General features: G+C 64.2%; 23 protein-coding genes. 12 read left to right on the top strand and 11 right to left on the bottom strand.

Features of this window, described 5'->3' with window-relative positions; genetic code table 11:
• The first annotated feature begins 56 nt into the window (after window positions 1-56).
• On the top strand, window positions 57-1,055 hold the full coding sequence (locus NATTI_RS0118040; protein WP_006088490.1) for an MBL fold metallo-hydrolase: 999 nt from the start codon (window positions 57-59) through the stop codon (window positions 1,053-1,055).
• Window positions 1,056-1,184: 129 nt separating this feature from the next.
• On the top strand, window positions 1,185-2,354 hold the full coding sequence (locus NATTI_RS0118035) for a thiolase family protein (protein ID WP_006088491.1): 1,170 nt from the start codon (window positions 1,185-1,187) through the stop codon (window positions 2,352-2,354).
• A 360-nt stretch (window positions 2,355-2,714) separates the two neighbouring features.
• Here the strand turns inward: NATTI_RS0118035 and NATTI_RS0118030 are convergent, their stop codons facing one another.
• On the bottom strand, window positions 2,715-3,965 hold the full coding sequence (locus NATTI_RS0118030) for an acyl-CoA dehydrogenase family protein (RefSeq protein WP_006088492.1): 1,251 nt from the start codon (window positions 3,963-3,965) through the stop codon (window positions 2,715-2,717).
• A gap of 271 nt (window positions 3,966-4,236) precedes the next feature.
• Between NATTI_RS0118030 and NATTI_RS0118025 the strand changes: the two genes are divergently transcribed.
• From NATTI_RS0118025 to NATTI_RS0118010, 4 genes are all read left to right on the top strand, one after another.
• Window positions 4,237-5,814 (top strand): class I adenylate-forming enzyme family protein, encoded by a 1,578-nt coding sequence (locus tag NATTI_RS0118025; RefSeq protein WP_006088494.1) that lies wholly within the window; start codon window positions 4,237-4,239, stop codon window positions 5,812-5,814.
• A gap of 561 nt (window positions 5,815-6,375) precedes the next feature.
• Window positions 6,376-7,440 carry a zinc-dependent alcohol dehydrogenase family protein gene (locus NATTI_RS0118020; protein WP_006088500.1) on the top strand — a complete coding sequence of 355 codons (1,065 nt, stop codon included), beginning with the start codon at window positions 6,376-6,378 and terminating at the stop codon, window positions 7,438-7,440.
• A 537-nt stretch (window positions 7,441-7,977) separates the two neighbouring features.
• Complete coding sequence (locus NATTI_RS0118015; protein ID WP_006088502.1) at window positions 7,978-8,994, top strand: Gfo/Idh/MocA family protein; 1,017 nt, start codon at window positions 7,978-7,980, stop codon at window positions 8,992-8,994.
• Window positions 8,995-9,371: 377 nt separating this feature from the next.
• Window positions 9,372-9,587: a hypothetical protein gene (locus NATTI_RS0118010; RefSeq protein ID WP_006088503.1), complete on the top strand. Its 216-nt coding sequence runs from the start codon at window positions 9,372-9,374 to the stop codon at window positions 9,585-9,587.
• Between the two features lie 164 nt (window positions 9,588-9,751).
• Here the strand turns inward: NATTI_RS0118010 and gvpM are convergent, their stop codons facing one another.
• The 8 genes from gvpM to NATTI_RS0117970 form a co-directional block, all read right to left on the bottom strand.
• Window positions 9,752-10,096, bottom strand: a complete 345-nt coding sequence (gene gvpM / locus NATTI_RS0118005) for a gas vesicle protein GvpM (RefSeq protein WP_006088505.1) — start codon at window positions 10,094-10,096, stop codon at window positions 9,752-9,754.
• A complete protein-coding gene (gene gvpL / locus NATTI_RS0118000) occupies window positions 10,093-11,055 on the bottom strand; it encodes a gas vesicle protein GvpL (RefSeq protein ID WP_006088506.1) in 963 nt (320 codons plus the stop codon). Before gvpL ends, gvpM begins: the two co-directional genes overlap by 4 nt.
• Window positions 11,052-11,396, bottom strand: a complete 345-nt coding sequence (locus NATTI_RS0117995) for a gas vesicle protein K (RefSeq protein WP_006088508.1) — start codon at window positions 11,394-11,396, stop codon at window positions 11,052-11,054. The genes gvpL and NATTI_RS0117995 overlap by 4 nt, the downstream gene beginning before the upstream one ends.
• Window positions 11,393-12,001: a gas vesicle protein GvpJ gene (gvpJ, locus tag NATTI_RS0117990; protein WP_006088510.1), complete on the bottom strand. Its 609-nt coding sequence runs from the start codon at window positions 11,999-12,001 to the stop codon at window positions 11,393-11,395. Before gvpJ ends, NATTI_RS0117995 begins: the two co-directional genes overlap by 4 nt.
• A gap of 92 nt (window positions 12,002-12,093) precedes the next feature.
• Window positions 12,094-13,086 (bottom strand): hypothetical protein, encoded by a 993-nt coding sequence (locus tag NATTI_RS0117985; protein ID WP_241434262.1) that lies wholly within the window; start codon window positions 13,084-13,086, stop codon window positions 12,094-12,096.
• Window positions 13,079-13,918 carry an Hsp20/alpha crystallin family protein gene (locus NATTI_RS0117980; RefSeq protein WP_006088514.1) on the bottom strand — a complete coding sequence of 280 codons (840 nt, stop codon included), beginning with the start codon at window positions 13,916-13,918 and terminating at the stop codon, window positions 13,079-13,081. The genes NATTI_RS0117985 and NATTI_RS0117980 overlap by 8 nt, the downstream gene beginning before the upstream one ends.
• Window positions 13,918-14,172 (bottom strand): gas vesicle protein GvpF, encoded by a 255-nt coding sequence (gene gvpF, locus NATTI_RS0117975; RefSeq protein WP_006088516.1) that lies wholly within the window; start codon window positions 14,170-14,172, stop codon window positions 13,918-13,920. The genes NATTI_RS0117980 and gvpF overlap by 1 nt, the downstream gene beginning before the upstream one ends.
• A 2-nt stretch (window positions 14,173-14,174) precedes the next feature.
• A complete protein-coding gene (locus tag NATTI_RS0117970) occupies window positions 14,175-14,798 on the bottom strand; it encodes a GvpL/GvpF family gas vesicle protein (protein ID WP_006088517.1) in 624 nt (207 codons plus the stop codon).
• Window positions 14,799-15,222: 424 nt separating this feature from the next.
• On the opposite strand from NATTI_RS0117970, the gene gvpA reads away from it, so the two are divergent.
• The 4 genes from gvpA (at window position 15,223) to NATTI_RS0117950 (ending at window position 17,722) form a co-directional block, all read left to right on the top strand.
• Window positions 15,223-15,510 (top strand): gas vesicle protein GvpA, encoded by a 288-nt coding sequence (gene gvpA / locus NATTI_RS0117965; RefSeq protein ID WP_006088519.1) that lies wholly within the window; start codon window positions 15,223-15,225, stop codon window positions 15,508-15,510.
• Between the two features lie 6 nt (window positions 15,511-15,516).
• Window positions 15,517-16,542, top strand: coding sequence for a gas vesicle protein GvpN (gene gvpN, locus NATTI_RS0117960; RefSeq protein WP_006088520.1), 1,026 nt, complete (start codon window positions 15,517-15,519; stop codon window positions 16,540-16,542).
• 56 nt (window positions 16,543-16,598) lie between these two features.
• Window positions 16,599-17,150 (top strand): gas vesicle protein GvpO, halophile-type, encoded by a 552-nt coding sequence (gene gvpO, locus NATTI_RS0117955; protein ID WP_006088522.1) that lies wholly within the window; start codon window positions 16,599-16,601, stop codon window positions 17,148-17,150.
• Between the two features lie 233 nt (window positions 17,151-17,383).
• Window positions 17,384-17,722, top strand: coding sequence for a CHY zinc finger protein (locus NATTI_RS0117950; protein ID WP_006088529.1), 339 nt, complete (start codon window positions 17,384-17,386; stop codon window positions 17,720-17,722).
• Here NATTI_RS0117950 and NATTI_RS0117945 read toward each other — a convergent pair.
• A complete protein-coding gene (locus tag NATTI_RS0117945) occupies window positions 17,692-19,269 on the bottom strand; it encodes a sensor histidine kinase (protein ID WP_019992016.1) in 1,578 nt (525 codons plus the stop codon). The genes NATTI_RS0117950 and NATTI_RS0117945 overlap by 31 nt on opposite strands.
• A gap of 550 nt (window positions 19,270-19,819) precedes the next feature.
• Between NATTI_RS0117945 and mutS the strand changes: the two genes are divergently transcribed.
• Window positions 19,820-22,555, top strand: coding sequence for a DNA mismatch repair protein MutS (gene mutS, locus NATTI_RS0117935; RefSeq protein ID WP_006088531.1), 2,736 nt, complete (start codon window positions 19,820-19,822; stop codon window positions 22,553-22,555).
• 50 nt (window positions 22,556-22,605) lie between these two features.
• Window positions 22,606-23,088 (top strand): hypothetical protein, encoded by a 483-nt coding sequence (locus NATTI_RS0117930; protein ID WP_241434263.1) that lies wholly within the window; start codon window positions 22,606-22,608, stop codon window positions 23,086-23,088.
• 96 nt (window positions 23,089-23,184) lie between these two features.
• Here NATTI_RS0117930 and nucS read toward each other — a convergent pair whose 3' ends face one another.
• Window positions 23,185-23,958: an endonuclease NucS gene (nucS, locus tag NATTI_RS0117925; protein WP_027119207.1), complete on the bottom strand. Its 774-nt coding sequence runs from the start codon at window positions 23,956-23,958 to the stop codon at window positions 23,185-23,187.
• Window positions 23,959-24,002 lie beyond the last annotated feature (44 nt).

Raw genomic sequence — 24,002 nt, 5'->3', positions numbered from 1 at the left:
GTGTAAGGCTTGCCGGGTCACAAAGCGTCTCATCGGCGGCGTTCGTATGTGGGGTCGTGTCAGGGCCGAATCGACCGGACGCGGCGGACGACCAGTCACGCGCACACCGCCTCGAGTTCACCGTCGACTGGCCGCCGGGCCACGCGGCGGCGTATCTCCTCGCCGGTGACGAACCGATCCTGATCGACGCCGGAATGGCCGGCGAACAGGGGCGAGCGGAGCTGATCGACGGACTCGACAGCCACGGCTACGTCCCGGAAGACATCGACCATCTGTTGCTCACTCACTCGCACACGGATCACGTCGGGCAGATCGAAGCACTGCTCGAGGCCGGCGACCCGACCGTTCACGCGCCGACACGGATCCGAGAGCGCTTCGCGCGGGATATCGAGACCGTCGAAGCCGCGACGAGGCGGAATCTGGCCGAAGCAGGGGTCGATCCGGCGTACATCGAGTCCGCGATCGACCGGCTGCTCGAGGCCCACGAATCGAATCGCGACGCCCTGACGCTCGAGGCGGTCGACGTCTGGTTCGACGGCGACGAGCCGATACGCGTCGGAAACCAGGAGTTCGATCCCATCTACACGCCGGGCCACCACGTCACTCACCACTGTTACGGGACGACGCTCGGCGACGAACGGGTCGTCTTCGCCGGCGATATGGCCGTCGAACCGTTCCGCGCGGCGGCCATCCACGTCAATTTCGACGACGGCGTCCGCGACTGTGTTCTCGCCTTTATCGACGCCCTCGAGCGACTGCAGCGGTACGATTTCGACCGCGTCTATCCCGGCCACGGTCCGGTTCACGAGCGCTATCACGAGACCGTCGAACGGTCGATCGCGGACCTCGAGGACCGGATCGACGGCTGCGCCGACGCTCTCGAGGGCCGCGAGGAGACCACCACCGCAACGGAACTCGCGGACGAGTTAACCGACAGCTTCGGCGAACGGGCGCGGGTGCTCCCCGAAATCGTCGGCGCGCTCGAGTACCTCGAGCGAGAGGGGGCGGTTCGGTCGCGCCTCGAGGACGGGGTTCGATACTACGAGTCGGCGTAGATGCGCCGGAGACGACGGGTTGACAGTGATGCAGCGGGCAGACAGTGGCAAAGCGATCCGACAGCGGGTCAGTCGCGGACCGACTGAACCGAACGATTTTCAGGCTCGCCGTGGTAGGTGATCTATACCATGCACGAGGCAGTCATCGTCGACGCGGTTCGAACGCCCTTCGGCAAGCGAGACGGCTCGTTCCGCGACACGCACCCGCAGGATCTGGCGGCGAAACCGCTCGAGGCGCTTCGAGCGCGAAACGACTTCGAGCCCGAGACGATCGAGGACGTGATCTACGGCTGCGTCTCCCCGATCGACGAGCAGGGACTCAACATCGGCCGGCTCGCGCCGATGGTCGCCGGCTGGGGCGACGTCGTTCCCGGCGTCCAGCTCAACCGGATGTGTGGCTCCGGGCAACAGGCGCTCAACTTCGCGGCGGCGAACGTCATGGCCGGCCAGCACGACGTACTGATCGCCGGCGGCGTCGAGCACATGACCCGCGTCCCGATGGGTTCCGACGGGGCCGACGGCGTGGACGGCAAAAGCGCCGTCACGGACACCTACTTCGAACACTTCGACGAGCTAACCCACCAGGGCGAGGGGGCCGAACGCATCGCCGAGGAGTACGGCTTCTCCCGCGAGGAACTCGACGAGATCGCCGTCGACTCCCAGCGCCGCTGGGGCGAAGCCTGGGAGGACGGCCGGTACGACGATCAGGTCGTCCCCGTCGAAACCGAACTCGAGGGCGAGCCGATTACCGTCGAGCAGGACGAACACCCGCGGCCGGCAACCGACCTCGAGACCCTGTCGAACCTCCCGCTGTCGTTCCGCGAGGAGGGCAACGGCCGGCACCACCCCGGCAACTCGTCGGGAATCGTCGACGGCTCCTCGGCCCTGCTGGTCGCTAGCGAGGAAGCCGCCGAGGAACACGGCTGGGAGCCCATGGCCCGGATCGTCCAGACGGAGGTCGTCGGCGTCGATCCCGTCACGATGCTCACCGGCCCGATCCCGGCGACGGAGCAGGTGCTCGAGCAAACCGACCTCGAACTCGAGGACATCGATCTCTTCGAGGTCAACGAGGCGTTCGCCGCGGTCGTCGCCGCCTGGCTCGAGGAAACCGGCGTCTCCTGGGAAGACGTCAACGTCAACGGCGGTGCCATCGCCCACGGCCACCCGCTGGGGGCGACCGGCGCGATGCTGTTGACGAAGTTGGCGCACGAACTCGAGCGCACCGGGCAGGATCGCGCGCTCTCGACGATGTGTATCGGCTTCGGGCAGGGGATCGCGACGATCATCGAGCGGGTCTAACTCATCTGGGTGGCGATTTTTTGTAGACGGGAAGCCGGACTCGGTTGTCGGACGGGAATTGGTTGGTATGAACTGGACTCGTTTTCGGACGGGAGAGGACGCTGCTACCGTGGCGCCACTGAGAGGCCTCTCCCTCTCCAACCGACTCGCTCCCTCACGCCGCTCGGTTGCTCGTCCACCAGAAGACGCTTCGCGCCTTCCGAGCAGTCGCTCGTGCTACTCGCGACGACCTCGCACGTGATCGTCGTCCGCCCTCACATTCGTTCGGCCGGCCGACAGCGTGCGCCACCGCACGTCGATCGTCCCAATTAGCGACGATGGGCGACGGGTTCCTAAAAAATACCGCTGGAACGGCTGCGGTTACTCGTCGAGTGCGTCGATCCGCAGGTCCTCGTCGAACTGCAGCGAGTTCTCGACCTCGGCTTCGTCGATGTCCTCGAACGCCCAGCGGGCGATCGAGCGGCGGTGGACCTCGTCGGCCCCGTCGACGATCCGGAACGCGCGGACGTTCTCGTAGAAGTGCGCGATCGGGAGATCCTTCCCGATGCCGTTGCCGCCCAGACACTGGAGCGCGAGGTCGATCGTCTCGTTCGTCACGTTCGCGGTGAACATCTTCGACATCGCGACCTCGATACGCGCGTCGCTGCGGTCGAGTTCGCGCGCGGCGTGGCGGACCATACAGCGGGCGGCGTGCAGCTGGGTCTCGGCGTCCGCGATCCGATGGCGCAGCGCCTGTTTTTCCTCTAAGGTCGTACCGAAGGCCTCGCGTTCGGCGAGGTAGGCCTTCGCGATGTCGAGCGAGCGTTCGGCCATCCCGGAGTAGCGCATGCAGTGGGTGAGCCGGCCGCCGCCGAGTCGCATCTGTGCGATCTGGAACCCTTCGTTCTCCTCGCCGACCGTGTTCTCGACGGGGACGCGGACGTTGTCGAACTTCACTTCGGCGTGGCCGCCCGTTCGTTCGGTGATCCCGTGACCGCCGACGTGAGGGATATTCCGAACGACTTCGACGCCGTCAGCGTCGGACGGAACGAGGATAATCGACGTCCCCGAGTAGGGGTGGGCGTCGAGGTCGGTCCGAACCATCGCCAGGTAGTAGTCGGCGTCCAGCCCGTCCGAGGTCCACCACTTGTGGGCGTTGATAACCCACTCGTCGCCGTCCTTGACGGCCGTGCTCTGGAGCATCTTCGGGTCAGAGCCGCCGCCCTGTTTCGGCTCGGTCATCGCAAAGGCCGTCGTGATATCGCCCTGGACGAGCGGTCGGAGGACCTCCTCTTTCTGTTGCTCGGAGCCGACCATCTCTAAGGTGTGCATGTTCCCCTCCTGAGGCGCGTTCGCGCGGATGGCGAGCGCACCGATGAGCGAGCGGCCGACCTGCTCGAACGACGGCAGCATGTCGCTGAAATCGAGTCCCTGCCCGCCGTACTCCTCGGGAACCTGGGGCGCGAACAGATCGCGCGCCTTGGCCATCTCCCACATCTCGTGGATCTCGTCCATCGTGATCTGCTCGCCCGTGGCGAGAGCCTCGCGCTCGCGCGGGATGACGACGTCGTCCATGAACGCCTCTACCCGCCCGGCGACCTCCTTCGCTTTCTCGGAGTCGTGGTACTCCATACCGGGGAATACACATACAACATTGTAAATGTACAACAAAGCGGTCAGATACAACGTTGTGAAATGAAGTCTCCGGATACGGTGGAAATCGGCCCACCGTGGGTCTCAGACGGACCGAAAAGCGGCGCGTACTCGAACTCGAACCGACTATTCCTGTCGGAGAACTCTCGAGGAAACCGATTTCGACGACACGGAATCGAACATCGGTCCGCCGGTCTCAAGACCGATCGCTCGGGATACGCTTTAGTACTATACTGTGTTATGTGAGAACATGGATCTGGAAGACGTTCGCGACCAGGCGAGAGAGGGGAATGCGGCTCGATTGCACGACGAAACCGCGCGCCATCACGGATCGGCGACGGCCATCGAATATCACGGGACGCAACTGACACACGAGGAACTTCGCACGGAGAGCGCGCAGTTTGCCGGGGGGCTGGCAGACCTCGGGATCGAACCCGGCGACGTGATGCTTCAGTATCTGCCGAACTGTCCGCCGTACCTGATCGGCGCTCTGGGGGCGTTCAAAGCAGGCGTCGCCGTCTCGCCGGTCAATCCGCAGTACCGACGACGGGAACTGGCCTATCAGCTCGAGGACACCCAGGCGACGGCGGTCCTGACCCACGCGGCACTGTTACCGTACTTACAGGAGGCCCTCGAGGAGATCGACTGGAACCCCGTCGTGATCGGCGTAGGCAGCACCGAGGAGGGCGTCGAGATGTTCTCCGACGTTCGCGGTGAGGAGACGTTCGTCGAACGCGCGGACGACGATCTGGCACTCCTGCCGTACACCTCCGGGACGACGGGGAAGCCGAAGGGCGTCCGGCTCACCCACCGGAACTTCCGCGCGCAGATGTTCTCGGTGCTCTCCCAGCCGAGCGAGCTCGACGACGAGGACGTCCGCAGCCTCGTCTGGCTCCCGCTGTACCACATCACCGGCTTTACCCACACCGCGTGGCAGCCCCTGCTTCGCGGCGGCAGCATCTTCCTCCGGAGTGCGGCGAACTGGGACGCCGACGCGGCGATGGCGCTCATCGAGGAGGCGGGAATCACCCACTACGTCGGCGTCACCGCGATGTACGTCGACATGGTCAACAGCGACGAGTTCGGTGAGTACGACCTGACTTGCCTCGAGTCCGCGGGCGAGGGCGGCGCGAAGATGTCCGTCGCGGTTCAGGAGGAGTTCGAGGACGTCGCGGGCGTGGAGATGACCGAGGGATACGGGCTCACCGAGACCCACGGCGCGACCCACACCCAGGGGAGTTCGACGTTCGGCCTGCGCCACGGCACGATCGGACAGCCCATCCGACAGACGGACTGCAAGATCGTCGACAGCTCCGGCGAGGAAGTTCCGCCGGGCGAGGAGGGGGAACTCGTCGTCCGCGGACCGCAGGTGATGGACGGCTATCACAACATGCCCGAGGCGACCGACCGGGCCTTTACGGAACACGGCTACTTCCGGACCGGGGACATCGCCCGCCGGGACGCAGAGAACTACTACGAGATCGTCGACCGGAAAAAGCACATGATCAACACCGCCGGCTACAACGTCTACCCCAGCGAACTCGAGGAACTCCTCGCGGAGCACGACGCCGTCGCCGAAGGTGCTGTCGTCGGAATTCCGGACGACCGACGCAACGAGGTTCCGAAGGCGTTCGTCGTCCCGGCACCCGACATCGAAGCCGGCGTCGACGTCACCGAGGAGGATATCAAGGACTACTTCCTCGAGCGGGTCGCCGCCTACAAACACCCGCGGGAGGTCGAGTTCATCGACGAACTCCCGCGGACGACCAGCGGCAAGATCCAGAAGTTCAAACTCGAAGATCGCGACGCCGACGAGACCGACGAGTGAGTGGAGTTCGGGTGGGTTGAACGCTATCGAGCCCAGTCCTCGATTGGTGAAATGAGTGGTTCTCGACTATTACTGTGAGTACACAGATATCCAACTATTATATACAGAAAGTGATCTAACGAGGAATATCGTTAGCCATGCCTTCTCATGCCCTTTAACGGACGATAAAACGGATGAACCAATGTGCCTTCTCGGGAATCCAGAACCTATGGTATCAGGGCCGATACACAGTATTGAGCCATGTCTTGGGCCATTAGTGCGTTATTGCTACTGTGCCTGTGGAAAAAGTCGCTCGGAAAACGTATTATATTCTAGTATCCGTTCAAAATTACATGTTGGATAAAAAGAAATTGTTGAATTCGATGAATTACGGCTCTAGGCCGAACTGAGTGTCCCCATCGGCCGTTCACGATTCATGTGTCACGACTGCCAAGCAATACTACTTCGAAGAACGGATGTTACGTTTACAACCGTTTCAGACACTCGAGCAACGAACTATCGCAGCGATCCATCGAATCACATGTCCCACACTTTTGTACTATCAGGAAGAACCATGAACGTATGCGAGCAGCCGTAATTCAGGAACACGGAGAACCGCTCGAGATCGAAGACGTGTCGTATCCGGAGCCGGCACCGGATCAGGTCGTCGTCGAGACCGAAGCCTGCGGCGTCTGCCGCAGTGACTGGCACGCCTGGCAGGGCGACTGGAACTGGATCGGAGCGGGCGTCCCGGAAGGACAGATCCTCGGTCACGAACCCGCCGGGATCGTCTCCGCAGTCGGTGACGATGTCGAGACGCTCGCAGAGGGCGACCGGGTCGCCGTCCCGTTCCACCTCGGCGACGGCACCTGTCCACACTGCCGCGAGGGGCGAGCGAACAACTGCGAGACGGTCCTCCCGCTTGGACTCTCGGAGTACTCTCAGGGCGCGTTCGCGGAGGCCTTCGCGGTCCGCGAAGCCGACTTCAACTGCGTCAAACTGCCTGACGAAGTCGACTTCACCGAGATGGCCGGGCTCGGCTGCCGGTTCATGACGGCCTACCACGCGTTAGCCGACCGAGCCGACCTCCGGCCCGGCGACTGGGTCGCCGTCCACGGCTGTGGCGGCGTCGGTCTCTCGGCGATCCACATCGCACAGGCGCTGGGTGCCCATCCGATCGCCGTCGACGTGCTCGACTCCAAACTCGAGCGCGCCGAGGAACTCGGTGCCGTCGAGACGGTCAACGGTTCCAAGGTAGACGACGCGGCCTACGAGATCAAGGGAATTACCGGCGGCAGCGGTGCCGACGTCTCGATCGACGCGCTCGGTATCGCGGAGACCTGCCAGAATTCGGTCAACAGCCTAGGCACGCGAGGGAGCCACGTGCAGGTCGGCCTGACGACCGGCGAAGAGCAGGGCCAGATCGAGCTGCCAGTCGACGTCATGACGATGCAGGAGATCGACTTCCACGGCTCCTTCGGCATGCCGCTGGTCCGCTACGAGGAGCTGTTCCGACTGATCGCGAAGGGAACCCTCGAGCCGGGCAAAATCATCGGCGAGACCCTGAGTCTTGATGAACTGCCGGAGACGCTGGCCTCGATGGACGACTACGAGACGGTCGGTATTCCCGTCATAACTGAGTTCTAAGTCGACGCGAGGTCAGAACTTTCGATCGCGAATCCGTTTCTGCGTCGCTGAACGGTGTGTAAGTGTAGCGTTCGGATCGAGTCCCGACTCGCCTGTGACAGGGTCCGCAACCGCGGTTCGGTGGCGAGTCAGGGTCGAAAACCCGGGCGGGGGCGGGAACCCGCCCTGGCGTGAGAGACATGAGCTAACTCGAAGCGGGGGCGAGTCCACATTCGAGCGATCCGGGCACGAACACGCAATCGGCTGGTAAGCGCGTCGTCGTTGGAGCGTGTACCCGGCGGGGCCTTACGTCCCCGCAACCAGTACATTGCAAGTCCGACACATTGTTATGCAGCCACTTGCGCGATGGTAGCGGGGGCGAAACCTCGACAGGCGACGGATACCGTCGTACAGCGTTCCCCTTCGGTGCGGTTGGCACTGCCTTCGGCCGTCGGTGAGCGAGCGGCCGCCGCGTTCGATCGCCGACACTCGCTCGAGCCGCGGATGCTTGCCTGTGACGACCCCCAAGCGATGGTACTGTAGCCCATCCGCTGGGCCATGCGCGACGATCAGGCTTCGTCCCCGCTTCGAATCGGTATCGTCGGACTCGGATACATCGGCACAACCGTTGGTGGACAGCTTCACCAGCACCCGAGCGCGACCGTCCGAGCCCTCTGTGACCTCGACACAGATCGACTCACGGAGGCTAGCACTGCGTTCGATGTCTCGAGCGACGGAGAGTACACCGACTACGCGACGATGCTCGAGGACGCGCCGCTGGACGCCGTACTCGTCGGCACGCCTCACACCCTCCACTACGAGCAGGTCGTCGCCGCCCTCGAGCACGGCTATCACGTCTACTGTGACAAACCGCTCGCGACCGACCTCGAGCACGCTCGCGACCTCACCGAACGCGCCGAACGAAGCGAGCAGACGCTGATGGTCGGCTACCAGCGCCACCTCCAGACGGCGTTTCGAACCGCCAGGGAACGGTTTCTCGACGGCTCGCCGAACTGGCTGACGGCCTCCATCACGCAAGACTGGATCGACGACTCGATGGGTACCTGGCGGCTCGATCCCGATCTCTCCGGCGGCGGCTTCCTCTACGATACCGGCAGTCACGTCCTCGATGGCGTGCTCTGGACGACCGGTCTCGAGCCCGAATCCGTCGCCGCGAGTATGGACTTTCACGACGAGGCGGAACGGATCGACGAACGAGCACACCTCGACGTTCGGTTCGAGAACGGGGCGACCGGGACCTTCTCGTTCCACGGCGACGCTCCGTCGGTCCGCGAACACATCCACCTGTGGGACGAGGAGGGGGCGGTCTACCTCGAGGGTCGCCAGTGGGGCTCGCGAACGGTCACGGAGATCGATTCCGATGCGGGGGAGTACGACCCCTACATCGACTTTCGAACCGAACAGAACCGCGCCGAGGCCTTCCTCGAGAGCGTCCGAACGAGCGAGGAGCCGCCGGCCACGGCTCGAGACGCCCTTCGGGTGACAGCGCTCACGGAGGCAGCCTACGAATCGGCTCGAACCGGAGAGCGAGTATCGATTTCGCTCGAGAACTGAGGTCGATATCGCGAGGATCACAGCCGGTGTCGTCGTCGCCGAACGGTGATGGTCGGGCGACTCGTCCCCGCGATTGATTCGACCCGAATCGGGTCCGGAAACGGCCACAAGAAGTGTCCGAATAACGCGGCCAACTCTCGGATCGCACGATGTTTACCAGCAGCTAATCCGGTTCCGAAAAACCGGACCCAAACCGACGTAGTCGGGCGGTTATGTGGTGTTTACTCTCGCACACGACATCGTCGAGAGGGCGGAATCGATTGGGACAGACGCCGGCGGTCGGTCCGTCGGCGAACGTCGGGTAAGAAACGCATAGCCGGTCGCGGCTTTCCGTTACAAGCCGGATAACTACAACTGGTCCTCGCTTTCGGTCGAGTATGATCACCTGCAGTAACTGCGAGACCGCCCAATTCCTGCAGATCACGCAGAGCCGCGTCTACTTCGAAGACGGCGAAATGATCAACGAGATCTCCGAAACCTACGAGTGCACGCTCTGCGGGGCGACCGGACAGTACATTTACGACGAGGACCACAACGAGGAAACCGTCACGGGCGACGTCGAACTCACGACGGAACGACCGAAGTTCGCCTGACAGCGCGACGGACTGGCGCGGTCTCGTTTGACGGATAGCCGCCGAATCGGTCTGTTGCTCGTCTCGTTCTGTGTTCGCGTGTCGGAGATCGGAGTCAGCGACTCGAGTCACGGGTCCGGATTTCGCCCGGCGATAACCCGCGCCGAACCGGCCACGTTCGGGGATCAGTCCCGATCCTGCTCATCGCCGACCGTGATCTCGTCGAGCCCCTCGAACTCGCGGCTTCGCTCTCGTTCCCGTTCCTGTAGCCGTCGGGTACGTTTCTCTCGCTGACCGGCCTGTCTGTGCTGTCGACGAGTGACCGCCGTCTGCCGGCGTTCGATATCCCACTGCTCGAAGAGGCCGTACTCGTTCATCGTCTCCATGCCCGCGAGGGCGGCTGTGAGTTTGAGCCCGACGAGCGGAATCTCCGCAACCGAAATGACCACGTCCGCACGGAGGACGGCCCCGTCCCTGAGCAGGACGTCGAGGACGTCGACGAGTGTCTCTTCGTTCTTTTGCGGTCTCATGATCGGGACTGATCTGCCGACTCGGAGTCACCACCCAGTTCCGGCGCGAACGTGTACGGCGGCCAGGGACCCGTGAACCTGACCTCGATGCCGTCGTTCGCGGCCACGCCGTCGAGCACCGAACCGACGGCCCCCTCGTCGTCCTCGTGGGCGAGCAGGGTGAGCCGACAGAGCGTCTCGCCGTCGGAGGCGTCTCCGGCGACTTCGTCGGAGAGCGACGCGCTCGGCGACCGCTCGAGTTGATGCACCTCTCTCGCGTGGTCGTCGAGTCGCGCCTGCAGGTCGCCGGTGATCGACTCGCGACGGGCCGCCCGCAGCTCCGCGAGCCGCTGGTCGAACTTCTTCTCGAGGAGGAACGCCGTCCCCTCCCCGGAGTCGTCGATCTGTGCGTCGAGTTCGGCCAGCCGCTCGTCGCGTTCGATCAGCGCCTCGTCGCTGATCGGGTCGGTTTCGACGACCTCCACGCGGTACTCCCAGTGGTCCGCCAGCCCGGACAACGCGCGCTCGAGCGTCTCGGACTCCTCGCGGAGCCACTCGCGGACACCCGCGTCGTCGCTCCGGAGGATCGTGTCGAACTGGAACGGGATCGGCGTGCCGAAGGCCTCGCCGGCCTCGTCGACCACCGTCTGGTGGCGGACGAGCCAGCGTCTGACCTGCGTGAGGTTCCCCGAGTCGTAGATGCCGTCGCAGGCGTGGACGACCGCGCCGATGCCGTCTTCGACGACGACCGAGACGGGTTCGCCGTCGACGCCGGTCGTCTCGAACGCATCGCCCTCGTCGTCAGCGTCGATCCGCACGATGCAGTAGAGGTATCGCCCGTCGTCGAACTCGGGAATGACATCGTCGTCGACGACCGTCTCCACGTCGTCCGAGTCGCCGGTCTCGAGGGCGTCGAAGCTGTCGACGCCGTCGACGTCCTCGAGTTCCTCGAGCCGATCGGATGCGCGGTCGGAGCTCACTGTTCGTCACCCCCGAATACGGAGTAGCCGGGTTTGTTCGCGACGGTGTGATCGCCGTGGAGCTGTTCGATTGCGTCGTTGACCAGCCCGTCCAGATCGCCGCGGAGATCGTCGACGCCCTCTTCAATCCCCTCGTCGTCTTTGAGCTGTTCGATTTCGGCCTCGATGGCCGCGAGTTGCTGGCCGAGCCGTTCGATCTCCTCGTCCGAGAGGTTGCCCGACTCCATGCGCCGAACCGCTTCGCGTTCCAAGGCATCGATCAGGATCTCGACGACCGTGATGACGAGCGTGACCAGTCCCTGGCGGGCGTCCTCGCCGTCGCCGACGTCGATCTGTTTCATGCGTCCTCGGCCTCCGCGTCCGCCGTTTCGGCGTCCTCGGTTTCGTCGCCCTCGTCGTCGTTACCGGACGCTCCGTCGGCGTCGCCGGACTCTGCTTCGTTCTCTTCCGCGTCGTCGCTGAGGAGATCGAATCCGCCGCTCGTCGGCCGCTCCGGGTCCGGTCGCGCGCCGACGTGTTCGGTCCCACGGTCGGGCTGTTCGTCGCTCTCGTCGGTCCCGTCTCCCTCGCTCGAGCCCGCGTCCTCGCCGTCGTCCGCCTCGTCCGAGAACTCCTCGCGCGTCTCGTCTGCGTACCGGTCGTCGGCAGTGATGTTGACGCCGCGTGTCGGATCGACCGGTATCTTCGGCCGATCCGTTTCGGCTAACTCGGGTTCGTCGACCGCCGCAGCGACGCGGCGCATGTCGGTTCCCTCTGGGAACTCGAGCCCGTACTTCGCCGCGGTCTCGAAGGAGGCGATGGCGGCTCTGACCTGTACGCCGAGCAGTTGGGTGTCGCCGATCGAGACCGCGATGTCCGCGTTGATGACGATCCCCTTGTCGAGCAGCATCTCGACGACTTCGGCGAGGTCGGCCTTCTGTCGACTCGGCTGGAAGTCGTCAACCATGGTTCTCACCTCCACAGTCGGTCGATTCCGCGTTCGCGTTCGAATCGGTCGTCTGGCTCACCCCGCGTCGTCCGGTCGTGTGCTGTGATAGATCACTCATTGTTGGCTCTCCGCTGTTTCTCCCGCTCGATCTCGAACCGGCGACCGTAGATGCGCTTCCGAGTGGGTGCCGTCGAGAGTTTGACCTCCTGTGGGACCGTCGAGTAGCGAGCGCCGCCGCCGAGGTCGCGGCGATCGGTCTGGATCGTCGACGCCGCGGTCGGGTTCCGCGAGTTCGTGCTCGTATCTTGGCGGCGCATCTTCTCGCGGTTCATCTCGTACAACTGCTCGAACTTCTCGTGGGTCTCGAGCAGCGCCGAGCGGAAGGCGTCGATCCCCTTCATCGCCTGCTCCTGGATCGCGACCTGGTAGGCCTCGGGATCCTCCGCGACGTTGATGTCGCCGAGCGCCTCCTTCGCGTCGCCCGCGTCCATCTCGATCATGTCTTCGTCGTCGTCTCCGATCAAGTCTCCGCCGTCGTCGTCGTCGGTAACGTCCGAAATCGCGTCTTCGACCATCCCGGCGTCCTCGCCGTCACCGAGCTCGTCCACCGCGTCCTGGAGTTCGCGTTTCTCCTGCCACAGATCGGTGAGATCGGTGGCGTCCCAGGCGTTGAGCAGATCGATCGCCCGAAACAGCTGCGTGAAATTGACGAGGTCGCTCGCACCCTGCTCTTCGTCCGCGAGTATCTCGGGAATGTCGCCAATCTCGATCGCCTCGAGCAGTTCGTCACCCTCGACGGCGTCGGGAAGGTCGGTGAGATCGATCGCCTCGAGCAACTCTTCGGTCTCTCTCACGACGGATACGAGCGTCTCGACGTCGCCGATCACCGATTCGATCGCACCGTCGTCGAGCAACTCTTCGGTCTCTCTCACGACGGATACGAGCGTCTCGACGTCGCCGATCACCGATTCGATCGCACCGTCGTCGAGTTCGTCGAGGCTCTCGACGCCGCCGAGCAACTCGTCGACGTTAGCGAGGGCGTCTTCCGCCTGGTCGACAAGGGCGTCGAAGCCCTCGTCCTCGCCGGTAGTCTGCTCACTCATCGTCGTCGCCCCCATCGCCGTTGTCCCCGTCGATCTCCGCGTTCGCGCCTTCGTCGGAAGCCGGCTTGATCAGGACGGTGAGGACGCCGTTCTTGATCGTCGCCTCAGCCGCACGATCCTTCCAGGGGATGTCGACCCGGTCGAGCTCGCTCCCCGAGACGGCGACGACGAGCGTCGAGTCGTCGAAGCCGACGGTGACGTCGTCCGGATCGGTGCCGGCCACGTCGGCGGTGACGAGCAGTTCGTCGTCGTGCCGGCGGGTCGTCAGGTGGCCCTCCGAGGAGGACGACCGCCGCCGCCGTTTTCGGGGCCGATCCGTATCGGAACTGGAGCGTCGATGTCGGTCGGTCGTCCCCTCGCTGGTGAACGACGTCCGCTCGAACCGCGACTCGTCGATGACATCGTCCCCCGAACGGACCGAGATGTCGTAATCGAGGACCGTTCGATCGCTCCGGCGGCGGCCCGACCTCGACCCGCTGTCGAGGGACTCGAGGGCGGACAGCAGGCTCGAGAGCCAGTGCGTTCCCCCGTCGTTCGCTTCGGGATCGTCGGATTCCGGCCCGGCATCCGTTCCGGACACCGAGACGCCGATTCGCGATTCGTCCGATTCCCGGTCGTTCGGACGTCGATCGGCCCCCTCCTCGTCGACTTCGGGTTCGTCGGACGGAGACTCGTCGCTCGAGGACGAGTCGTCGATCGGGACGTCCGTCGAGTCGTCGTCATCGACGGCATCGGAGCCCTCGTCGTCGGAGTTCGCGTCGTTAACGGCCTCGTCGTGCTCGTCGCTCGATTCGTCGCGTCGGTCGTCCGGATCGGAGTCCTCTACAGTCATTACGATTTTACCTCTACGCGGCCGCTCGCGAGTCGTTCGTGGACGTCGCGAGCGATCTCGATCTCCGCCTCGATCTCCTCCTTTCGGTGCTGGTACTCCTCCTCGGAGCGCTCGCCGAGTTCGTACAGCAACTGGTTCTCCTTGAGTTCGTCCTCGAGGCCCTCGAGGTCGTACAGCTCGCTGAGCGCCATCGTGTGCAGCGTGTCGACGATGCCGACGAACGGTCGAATCAGGAGGTCGTCGAGGATGAACATGGTTACTGTTGGGCGCCGATCTTGACGTCGACGAAGCTGTACGGTGCGAACGGCCCCGTGTACCGGAACATGAGGTCGTCGTGCTGGTCCTCGAGTTCGGCGACCGCGTCATCGAACGCCTCGCGGTCCTCGTGCTCGACGAGGTACGAGCGATTGAGCACGAGCCGATCGCTGAACAGGTCGTTCGGGACCGACTGGGCGGCGATGGACTCGAGTTCGTCCGCGACGGCTTCCTCGACCGCGTCGTCGTCGATCTCCGCGTCCTCCTCGCGGACGACCTTGAGGCCGAGTTCGATCCGGCCCTCGACGTCGTTCAGCGCGCGGCGAAACGCCGGTCTGGCGCCGCGAAGCACGTTCTTCAGCGCTCGATCGCTCTCGAAGGCCATCCCGAACTGCATCGGGACGATCGCCCGGCCGCCGTCGCGCTCCATGATCTCCCGGAGCACGTCGTCGTGTCGCTGGGCGTCCTCGTCGGTCTCCTCCGGGCTGGTGGTGTCGATATCGGAGACGACCGCGTTGAGACGACGGTGCGAGACCGTGTAGACGCGGTCAGCCCCACCGACGGCGTCGGTCTCGAACTCGACGGGATCGTCGTCCATCACGCCGTAGACGTATCGGTTAGTCATCGCTCGATCACCCGCGTGTCGGCGTTCGGCACCCGACGGCTGTCGCTCGGTACTCGTGCCCGCAGACGCGGGCGTGATTCGTCGCTGGTCTCGAGACGGATCGATCGGGATATCATGGGAACGGAATTCGACTACTCGCGGCGGGCCCGAACACACACCAGTCGAACGCGAACGGCGGTCACCCGCGGGTAGCCGAGGAACTCGTCACCTGAGATTCGACGGTCCGACGGGTTATCGTGGTGCTTGCAGTTGCAGCCGACGGTCCTGCCGAGGAATGTGGTAGTTGCGGGCGAGATCTCACTCGGTTCAGCGTCTGACTCGATTGAGTGGGGTCTCATCTGGTTTCGTCCGTGAATTCGGTGGACTGGCTTGCAGTCGCAGTGCAAGCCGTGTTACGAAGTCGGCGTGAACCTGTGACCGTATCATGGCAGCATCATCAGGTCGAAGACCCGACTCTTCGAGTCTCGCAGAGGTACTGGACCGGATCCTCGACAAGGGCGTCGTTATCGACGTCTGGGCTCGTGTGTCGGTCGTCGGAATCGAACTGCTGACGATCGAGGCCCGCGTCGTGGTCGCCTCTGTCGACACCTTCCTGCACTACGCGGAGGAGATTGCAAAAATTGAGCAAGCGACGGCAGAGGGCGATCTCGAAGAACTGGAGGAACTCGAGGTCGAACAGCGACCGGAATCGTCACCACAGTCCGCCGAATAACACCCCATGGCCGACGATTCTTCGCGCAAGCGCAAGGTCAGAGGGAAGAAAATCGCAAGCAGCCGCTCGAGTAAAGAGGGACGGCGAGCGAAAAAAGAACTCGCCAGAAAATCCTCGAGCGTGGGCAAAAAGAACGGCGACAGTCCCCTCTCAGACCCCGACGAGGTCGCACCCGAGCCGTTCGTTGAGACGGATGCCGTCGCATCGCTGCGAGGCAGAATCAACGGCTGGCTGCAAGCCGACCAACCGGTCCACCTGATCGGCCCGACGGGCTGTGGAAAGACGGCGCTTGCGCTGTCGGCTGCCGCCGAGCGCGGTCGGCCGGTCGTCTGGATCAACGGCGACGAATCCGTCGATACGGCCGCACTCGTCGGCGCGAACGCCGGCGGAGAGAGCTACAAGGAGAGCGACCAGTTCGTCAGCGGCGTCAGCAAACAGACGGAGATCGTCCGCGAGCGGTGGGTCGACAACCCGCTCTCAGTGGCCGTCCGAGAGGGTGCGACGCTCGTCTACAACGAGTTCTCGCGCAGCGATCCCTCCGCCCACAACGTCTTGCTCTCGGTGCTCGAGGAGGGCGTCCTCGAGCGACCGGGCAAGAAGGGTGCGGATCGATCGATCGACGTCCACCCCGAGTTCCGGATGATCCTGACCTCGAACGACGTCGAGTACGCGGGCGTCCACCGCCAACAGGACGCGCTGCTCGATCGATTCGTCGGCGTCCATATCGACTACTACGACGCGGAGACCGAACGCGAGATTGTCAACTCGCACGTCGATCTTTCCGAGGAAGACATCGAAACGATCGTCGAGACGACGCGAGCGCTGCGCGACGAACTCGATATCGTCGTCGGCACGCGAGCGGCGATCACGGCCGCGAAGGGGCTCACCGTGTTCGACGACGGCAGCGAGAACGGCGAGTTCAAAGACGAGTTGTTGACCGAGGTCTTCATGGACGTGCTAGCGCCGAAAATCGCCGGCGAAGGCCCGGACGACGTCGCACAGCTCAGATCGCAGATCGCCGAAGCGCTCTGAGGGGTCGACGACCACGACACCAGACACGAAACCGAGAATAGGTTCACTACACACCAATGGCCGAAGCCGATACCCACCAATCGACGGACCAGTGCAAAGCGCTCACCGACGACGGCGAGCGCTGTTCACGGCCGGCCCGGGACGACGGGTTTTGCTACCAACACGACGAGAGTGATCAAACTGTGAGCGATAGTCAGACAGCCGAGGCAGAACAGGACGAACAGGACGAACAAGAACACTCCGAGCAGGAGCCCGAGAGCCAGGAGTTAGGGACGGTCGACATGACCGCCGACGAGAAGACCGATCCCGACGACGTCGACGTCGACGTCGAGACCGACCACGACGAAATTGCGGGCGTCCTCGCGGTTCGACGCACCGTCGAATCGACGGCGGGCGAACTCATCGGTCGGGAGTTCGACGCGGTCAGCGAGATCGCGCCAACCGACGACGGCTGGCGCGCGGTCGTCGAAGTCGTCGAACGGCGGGCCGTCCCCGACACGCAGGATATCGTCGGACGCTACGAGATCGAACTCAACGAGGACGCGACCGTCCACGGCTACCGTCGCCTCGACCGGTATCGTCGGGGCGACACGGCCACGTTCGAGTAACGATCGTCCGTTCGTCGCGACGGCTCCGTACGCCCTGTCTGTGGCCACCGTGGCCGCTCGAGTCGCGGGTATCGCTCGAGTCGCGTTTGGTCCGTCGGTACTCTTCGACCGAGCGCGTTCGGCCCGACTATTTCGTATGGCTGTATAGGGTTTATCGACCGCCTCGAGGCATTGCCCACGCCATCGAAGCGCAACGCTGAGGATCCCTCTTCACGTGGGTTCGATGACAACCCGTGACTGGCCCACCCGTTCACGGCGTCGATGTCGACTCGGAGACCCGGTGTGCACATTATCACACCGACCGTGACGTCGTCGCGTTCAGCTTCGACTGCTGTGAGGGGTACTATCCCTGCTTTCGGTGCCACGAGGAGACCACGGACCACGAAGCGGCTCCCTGGCCCCGCGAGCGCTTCGACGAGTGCTCGGTACTGTGTGGGGCCTGTGATACCGAACTCACCGTTCCGGAGTACCTCGAGGCCGACCATCGCTGTCCGTCGTGTGACGCGCCGTTCAACCCTGGCTGTCGCGCGCACGCGGACCGCTACTTCGAGGTCGAGGAATCCGTGGAGTAACAGTCCGAGCGCTCGCTTTCCACCCACTCCACGCCGGAGATCTCGAACCGCGCACCACCATCAGCACCCGTAGCCACGGTACGGTTCCAGCCGTGAGCGGCGACGATATCGCTCACGATCGCGAGTCCGAGCCCGGTGCCAGCCGGGACGGTGGAGTAGCCGCTCTCGAAGACCGATTCCCGTTCGGCTTCCGGGATGCCCGTACCGTCGTCTTCGACGTAGAATCCGGTTCCGTCCTCGAGTGTCCCGCCCGTCACCGTAAGGTCGCCGTCCTTGTGTGCGGGGTCCTGCCGAGTTTGCGAGGCGGGGTTCGTCGAGCCGTGCTCCACTGAATTCCGAAACAGATTCTCCAGCAGCGCCTGCAGGCGGGATCGGTCGGCCCAGATTCTCCGGTCGAGATCGAGAATAAGCGTCGCCCCGCCAGTCGCAACGTTCTCCCAGCTCTCCCGACACAGTTCGGAGAGCGAGACGGGTTCGGGATCGCGAACAGCCTCGCCCTGACGGGAGAGGGTCAACACGTCGTCGATCAACGCGTCCATCCGATCGAGCGCCACGGCGATGTCGTCGAGATGCTCGTTATCGCACGATTCTCGAGCGAGTTCGAGTCGCCCTTCGGCCACGTTTAACGGATTTCGGAGGTCGTGGCTGACGATGCTCGCGAAGGCGTCGAGGCGGTCGTTTTGCCGCCTGAGGACCTCCTCGCGCTCGAGTTGTTTGACGACGCTCGCCGTGTGACTCACGAGCAGTTCCGCGAGCTCGATGTCCTCCGTATCGAACGTGTTCGGAGTGGTGCTCACCGCCTGAAAGACGCCGCGGTCGCCGATCGGGACGCTGATCGCGGAGCGGTACGTCGGCTTCGCCGGATCCGTTTCGTCGTCCGGACCGACGTCGGCCACGACGGACGACTCGCCGCGCTGGTACGTTTTCCCGGCGAGACCCTGATCGATCCGCATTCGTCGACTCCCGTCCGGCTGTGCGCCCGCCGAGACGGCGTAGGGGACGAGCCACTCCCCCTCGCGCAGTATAACACTGCACATGTGGAACTCCAGGATGTCGGCCGCCGCCGCGACGGTTCGCTCGCAGACTGCCGTCACCGTTTCTTCAGTCTGAAGCGTCGTCGCAACCTTGTGTAGGGCTTTCAGGGCGGACTGGCGCCGTTGGCTGCTCTCCTCACTGCCGTCAACGGCGTCGACGATCCGAGTCGCCAGCATTTCGTACCGATCCGTTCCGGCGGCTCGCCGCAGGTAGTCGGTGACGCCGGCGGAGATCACGTCGCTGGCGAGGGCCTCGTCCCCGTTCTCGGTGAACAGAACGACCGGTAGGTCGGTGTCTTCCGCTCTGACAGCCTCGAGAAAATCGATCGCGTCGATCTCGGGCGTATCGTGTGTACTGACGATGCAGTCGATATCGGCGTTGGTGAGGCGCTCGAGCCCGTCGTCCACACTCGTCACCGTCTCGACGATGAATCGGTCGTCTGCGCGCTCGAGACCGGCCGCCGTTTCGGTCGGCGCGGTATCGGCGTACAGCACCCGGATCGAACCCCCCATGGTACTGTCAGCGGCTTTTACCGGAAACCGTATAAATATATTGACAAATAAGCGAGCGCACCGAGATTGGATAATCGATTTCGTACCGCTGATTCAGCGTTTCGACCGGTTTCCGCTACGCGGTTCGCCCTGAAATCTACTCCCAACCGATTCGGTTCGGATGTCGGCTGCTCGAATCGGGTTCGAGCCGACTAGCGTCGGGTAACGGAGCTCGGAAGCTCAGTCGTCCGCGGGAGCCGATGCCGACGACTCTGCCGAATCCTCTTCGAGCGACTCATCGTCCGAATCCAGTTCTGTCGTCTCATCCCGGCGCGACCGCTGCCGCAGCGCCGACGATCCCGGCGCCGCCGAGCAAAACGGCGACGAGACAGATGAACGGCCGACTCGCGACGGACGAGCGGACGGACATGCTATTCGCCGCTCTCTCGGATGCCGATCGTAGTACGTCTTGTCCGTTGTCGAGACTATCTCGTTCTCGTCCCGTAGTCGAGGATGGCCGAACGCGGTTGATCCAGCAAGCTATTTCCGCGTCCGAAGCCGGATTTCGGGTATGGATCCGGCGCTTGGCCCTCCCGAGGCGATGGCCGAGAAACGCGACGAACTGACGCCCATGATGGCGCAGTATCACGATCTCTGTGCGCGCTACGACGACGCGATCGTCCTCTTTCAGGTGGGGGATTTCTACGAGACGTTCTGTGGTGCAGCCGAGCGGACCGCGAGGCTGCTCGAGATCGCCCTCACGAGCCGTGAGGACAGCACTGGCGAGTATCCGATGGCCGGCATTCCGATCGACAACGCCGAATCGTACGTCGAGACGTTGCTCGAGGCCGGCTACCGAGTCGCGGTGGCTGATCAGGTCGAAGAACCCGGCGAGTCGCCGGGCGTCGTCGAGCGTGCGGTCACGCGCGTGGTCACGCCCGGGACGCTCACCGAGGACGAACTGCTCGCGAGCGACGACAACAACTTCGTCGCCGCGGTGGCTCGAGGGCGCGGCTCCGGTGCGAAGAGCGACGACCCCGAACTCGCGCTCGCCCTGCTCGACGTCTCGACCGGCGACTTCTTCGCGACGAGTTCGACCTCGAGCGAGGCTATCGCCGACGAAGTGAGCCGATTCGATCCCGCCGAGGCCGTCGTCGGCCCGAACGCGCCGACCGATCTCTTCGCCGAGCGCTGTATGGTGACGCCCTACGACGCGACGGCGTTCGACCGCGAGCGCGCTGGCGAGACCGTCTCGCGGTACTTCCGGAATCCCGACGCCTTACTCGCGAGCGACGCCGAGATTCGGGCCTGCGGCGCGGCACTCGCCTACGCGGAGTACGTCCGCGGCGGCGAACACGAGGGGGAGCGCGATACGACGCTCGAGGAGGAAGCGGAAGGCGGTGAGAACGACACCGACGCCGACGATTCGGACCGCAACCGCCTCGAGTACATCACTCATCTCACCCGCTACGATCCCCGCGAGTACCTCCTGCTCGATGCTGTCGCCATGCGGAGCCTCGAACTGTTCGAGCCGCGAGCCGTGGAGGGCCGCGAGGAGGCGACGCTCGTCGGCGTGCTGGACGAAACCGCCTGTGCGCTGGGCGGCCGAACGCTCCGCGACTGGATTCGACGGCCGCTGCTCGAGCCCGACCGAATCGAGGCGCGGTTGGACGCCGTCGAGGAGTTGACGGCGGACCTCCAGACGCGGGAGCCGCTGCACGACCGACTCCGGAACGTCTACGACCTCGAGCGGCTGATCGGTCGCATCTCTCGCGAACGGGCGAACGCGCGTGACTTGCGCTCGCTCCGGGACACGCTGGCCGTCGTGCCCGAGATTCGCGAGGAGATCGCCGACGCCGACTGTACGCGGCTCCAGGAGCTTCACGGGAGCCTCGACCCGCTCGTCGACGTTCGCGAGTTGATCGACGATGCGATCGTCTCAGACCCCCCGATCGAGATCACCGAGGGCGACATCATCGCACAGGGGTACGACGACGGGCTGGACGAGCTTCGCGCGACCGCACGGGACGGGAAGCAGTGGATCGACGACTTAGAGGACGGCGAGCGCGAGCGAACCGGAATCGATTCGCTGAAAGTTGGCTACAACTCGGTCCACGGCTACTACATCGAGGTGACGAATCCGAACCTCGAGTCGGTCCCCGAGGACTACCAGCGCCGACAGACGCTCAAAAACTCCGAACGGTTCGTCACGCCGGAGCTCAAAGAGCGGGAAGATCAGATCGTCGGTGCCGAGGAACGCGCCGACGAACGCGAGTACGAACTCTTCTGCGAGGTACGTCGCGAGATCGCCGCGGAGGTCGAACGCGTACAGGGACTCGCCGACGCGCTGGCGACGCTCGACGCGCTCGTCTCGCTTGCGACGGTCGCCGCGCAGTACGATTACTGTCGGCCCGAACTGCTCGAGCGCGACGAACGAGCGGGTCTCGAGATCGACATCGACGGCGGCCGTCACCCCGTCGTCGAGCGTACCCAGGAGTCGTTCGTCCCGAACGACGCGACCCTCACGAACGCCCAGCGACTGGCGGTTATCACGGGACCCAACATGTCCGGGAAGTCGACCTACATGCGACAGGTGGCCCAGATCACCCTGCTCGCACAGGTCGGGAGCTTCGTCCCCGCGAGGGCGGCGCGACTCACCCCGGCCGATCGGATATTCACCCGCGTCGGTGCCAGCGACGACATCGCGGGCGGCCGCTCGACGTTCATGGTCGAAATGGACGAACTCGCGACCATCCTGCGCGAGGCCGACGAGCACTCGCTGGTCTTGCTCGATGAAGTGGGTCGGGGCACCTCGACCGCAGACGGCCTCGCCATCGCACAGGCGATCACCGAACACCTCCACGATATCGTCGGTGCGACGGCGCTCTTCGCGACGCACCACCATCCGCTGACCGAGTTGGCGGACGATCTCGAGGCCGCCTTCACGCTCCACTTCGAGGTCGAGCAGGTCGACGGCGAGGTCGTCTTCCACCACGATATCGCGCCGGGGGCGGCGACGGGCTCCTACGGGGTGGAGGTCGCGACGGCCGCGGGCGTTCCGGCCGACGTGGTCGAGCGCTCGAGAGAACTGGTCGCAGACGCTGCCAGTGACGGGACTGCGGACGATGACGACGTGCCGATCGACGCGGAGGCGACCGACGAGTCGACGACGGCTACAGCGAGTGCCGACGGTGGAGACGTGCCGACCGACATCGCGGCCGAACTGCGGGCGCTCGATCTGGCTCACCTGACCCCCGTCGAGGCGCTGACGGAACTGGACCGATTGAAGCGATTACTCGAGGAGTGAGACCGACGCTTGTGTAGTTACCAACTGAAACGGTTTACACACCCGCCTGATTGGAATATTCTGCTGAAGATGGGGTGCCGATCCTTCCTAACACTGCTGTATTAGAAAGATTAATTATTATTTTCCCGAAAGGTCTGAGGATGAGACGGCATACTCAGTCTGACGATGACGATACTGATGGCGATGGGACACTCGAGCAGCGGACCAACGAACTCGTAGAGGCACTCAACGAGAACGGGTTCGACGATGTGTCCGTGGATAAACTCGATGCCGATCATCCCGAGGGCGAGTACATGTTCATCACGTTCGGGACCGAACTGGACCGTTCAGACGGCATCACCGGCAAACGGGCCAAATTTGAAGACGGTGAACCCGCTGCACTGATCACTCTACGGAGTGAGGATGATACATACGGGATCACGGTTGGGTACGGTACCGAACGCGGATATAACATTGAAGACCAATACGCGATCGTAGACACGTCCTCAGAGGCCGTCCAAGCCGCAAAACACTGGTTCGAAAACGAAGCGTGATCGTCCCTGGTCACCGCTACCCGCTGTCAGTTCTTCTGTGGTAGTGATCTCGACTCCATGTGCAGCACGTATACCGATACCAGATGTCGATCACGTTCACTCCGCAGGCGGCTCGAGCGGAACGAACTCGAAGCCGTGATCGCTGAGCAAGCGGGTGGCGCGATCAGTGACGGAGGGGGCGACGAGAAAGCCCCGAACCGCGGCGTCGGCGTGGAGATCGCGCTCGAGTGCGTCGACGTACCGGCGAAGCTGGCTCACGGCGTCAGGGCCGACGCGTCGACGTTTGAGTTCGACGACGACGCTCCGTCCCGCCGCGTCCTCGCCGTAGATGTCGATCGCCCCCGCGGGCGTGTCGCGTTCCGTCGCGAGCGGAGTGAAGCCGGTCTCGAGCAGGGCGGGTTCGTCGAGTATCCGCTGGCGGAGGTCCTCTTCGGTCCCCGAAAGAGCGAGTTCGTTTTCGTCCGCGCCGAAGAACGTCGAGACCTGCAGGACCTCCTCGAAGCGAACGCACAGCCGTTCGTCCGGCGTCGACCGAACGCTCTCGAGGATCAGTTCGGGATCGCTTTCGCCGTCGGCCCCACCATCGCAGCGAACGTCGTGGTCACAGCCCGGCGGCTGCCAGTTGACCGGCTGTTGTCCCTCGTCGGTGTGGACCAGCGCCGCGCCGTCGGGTTTCAACATCACGTGGCGGTCGCCCGCCTCGAGCGTGCTCGAGGCCCGGCCGTCGTAGTCGACCGTACAGCGGCCGAAGACCGTTACGAGGGCCTCGCGCTCGAGGCCGTCGGCGATCGCCTCGCAGGCCGCCTCGAGGGTGGGCTGCTCGAGGGTGACCGCCTGCGACCGCTGCGTCGTCGGTGTCCCGGGTGTCACTACGACGACGTAGCTCTCGCACGACCAAAAGGCGTCCGGACCGG

It is taken from the genome of Natronorubrum tibetense GA33 (genome assembly GCF_000383975.1).
GTDB classification, from domain to species: domain Archaea; phylum Halobacteriota; class Halobacteria; order Halobacteriales; family Natrialbaceae; genus Natronorubrum; species Natronorubrum tibetense.
Note: the sequence above shows the minus strand (reverse complement) of the source record. Positions and strands in the feature narration are given on the sequence as shown.

Coding starts and splice junctions, on each gene's coding strand:
- NATTI_RS0118015 (WP_006088502.1), top strand. CDS start 7,978: ATGCGCGACGATCAGGCTTCGTCCCCGCTTCGAATCGGTATCGTCGGA.
- NATTI_RS0118025 (WP_006088494.1), top strand. CDS start 4,237: ATGGATCTGGAAGACGTTCGCGACCAGGCGAGAGAGGGGAATGCGGCT.
- gvpM (WP_006088505.1), bottom strand. CDS start 10,096: ATGAGACCGCAAAAGAACGAAGAGACACTCGTCGACGTCCTCGACGTC.
- NATTI_RS0117980 (WP_006088514.1), bottom strand. CDS start 13,918: ATGACTGTAGAGGACTCCGATCCGGACGACCGACGCGACGAATCGAGC.
- gvpO (WP_006088522.1), top strand. CDS start 16,599: ATGGCCGAAGCCGATACCCACCAATCGACGGACCAGTGCAAAGCGCTC.
- NATTI_RS0117995 (WP_006088508.1), bottom strand. CDS start 11,396: ATGAAACAGATCGACGTCGGCGACGGCGAGGACGCCCGCCAGGGACTG.
- gvpN (WP_006088520.1), top strand. CDS start 15,517: ATGGCCGACGATTCTTCGCGCAAGCGCAAGGTCAGAGGGAAGAAAATC.
- gvpJ (WP_006088510.1), bottom strand. CDS start 12,001: ATGGTTGACGACTTCCAGCCGAGTCGACAGAAGGCCGACCTCGCCGAA.
- NATTI_RS0118020 (WP_006088500.1), top strand. CDS start 6,376: ATGCGAGCAGCCGTAATTCAGGAACACGGAGAACCGCTCGAGATCGAA.
- NATTI_RS0118035 (WP_006088491.1), top strand. CDS start 1,185: ATGCACGAGGCAGTCATCGTCGACGCGGTTCGAACGCCCTTCGGCAAG.
- NATTI_RS0118010 (WP_006088503.1), top strand. CDS start 9,372: ATGATCACCTGCAGTAACTGCGAGACCGCCCAATTCCTGCAGATCACG.
- gvpF (WP_006088516.1), bottom strand. CDS start 14,172: ATGTTCATCCTCGACGACCTCCTGATTCGACCGTTCGTCGGCATCGTC.
- NATTI_RS0117945 (WP_019992016.1), bottom strand. CDS start 19,269: ATGGGGGGTTCGATCCGGGTGCTGTACGCCGATACCGCGCCGACCGAA.
- NATTI_RS0117985 (WP_241434262.1), bottom strand. CDS start 13,086: ATGAGTGAGCAGACTACCGGCGAGGACGAGGGCTTCGACGCCCTTGTC.
- NATTI_RS0118030 (WP_006088492.1), bottom strand. CDS start 3,965: ATGGAGTACCACGACTCCGAGAAAGCGAAGGAGGTCGCCGGGCGGGTA.
- mutS (WP_006088531.1), top strand. CDS start 19,820: ATGGATCCGGCGCTTGGCCCTCCCGAGGCGATGGCCGAGAAACGCGAC.
- gvpA (WP_006088519.1), top strand. CDS start 15,223: ATGGCAGCATCATCAGGTCGAAGACCCGACTCTTCGAGTCTCGCAGAG.
- NATTI_RS0117970 (WP_006088517.1), bottom strand. CDS start 14,798: ATGACTAACCGATACGTCTACGGCGTGATGGACGACGATCCCGTCGAG.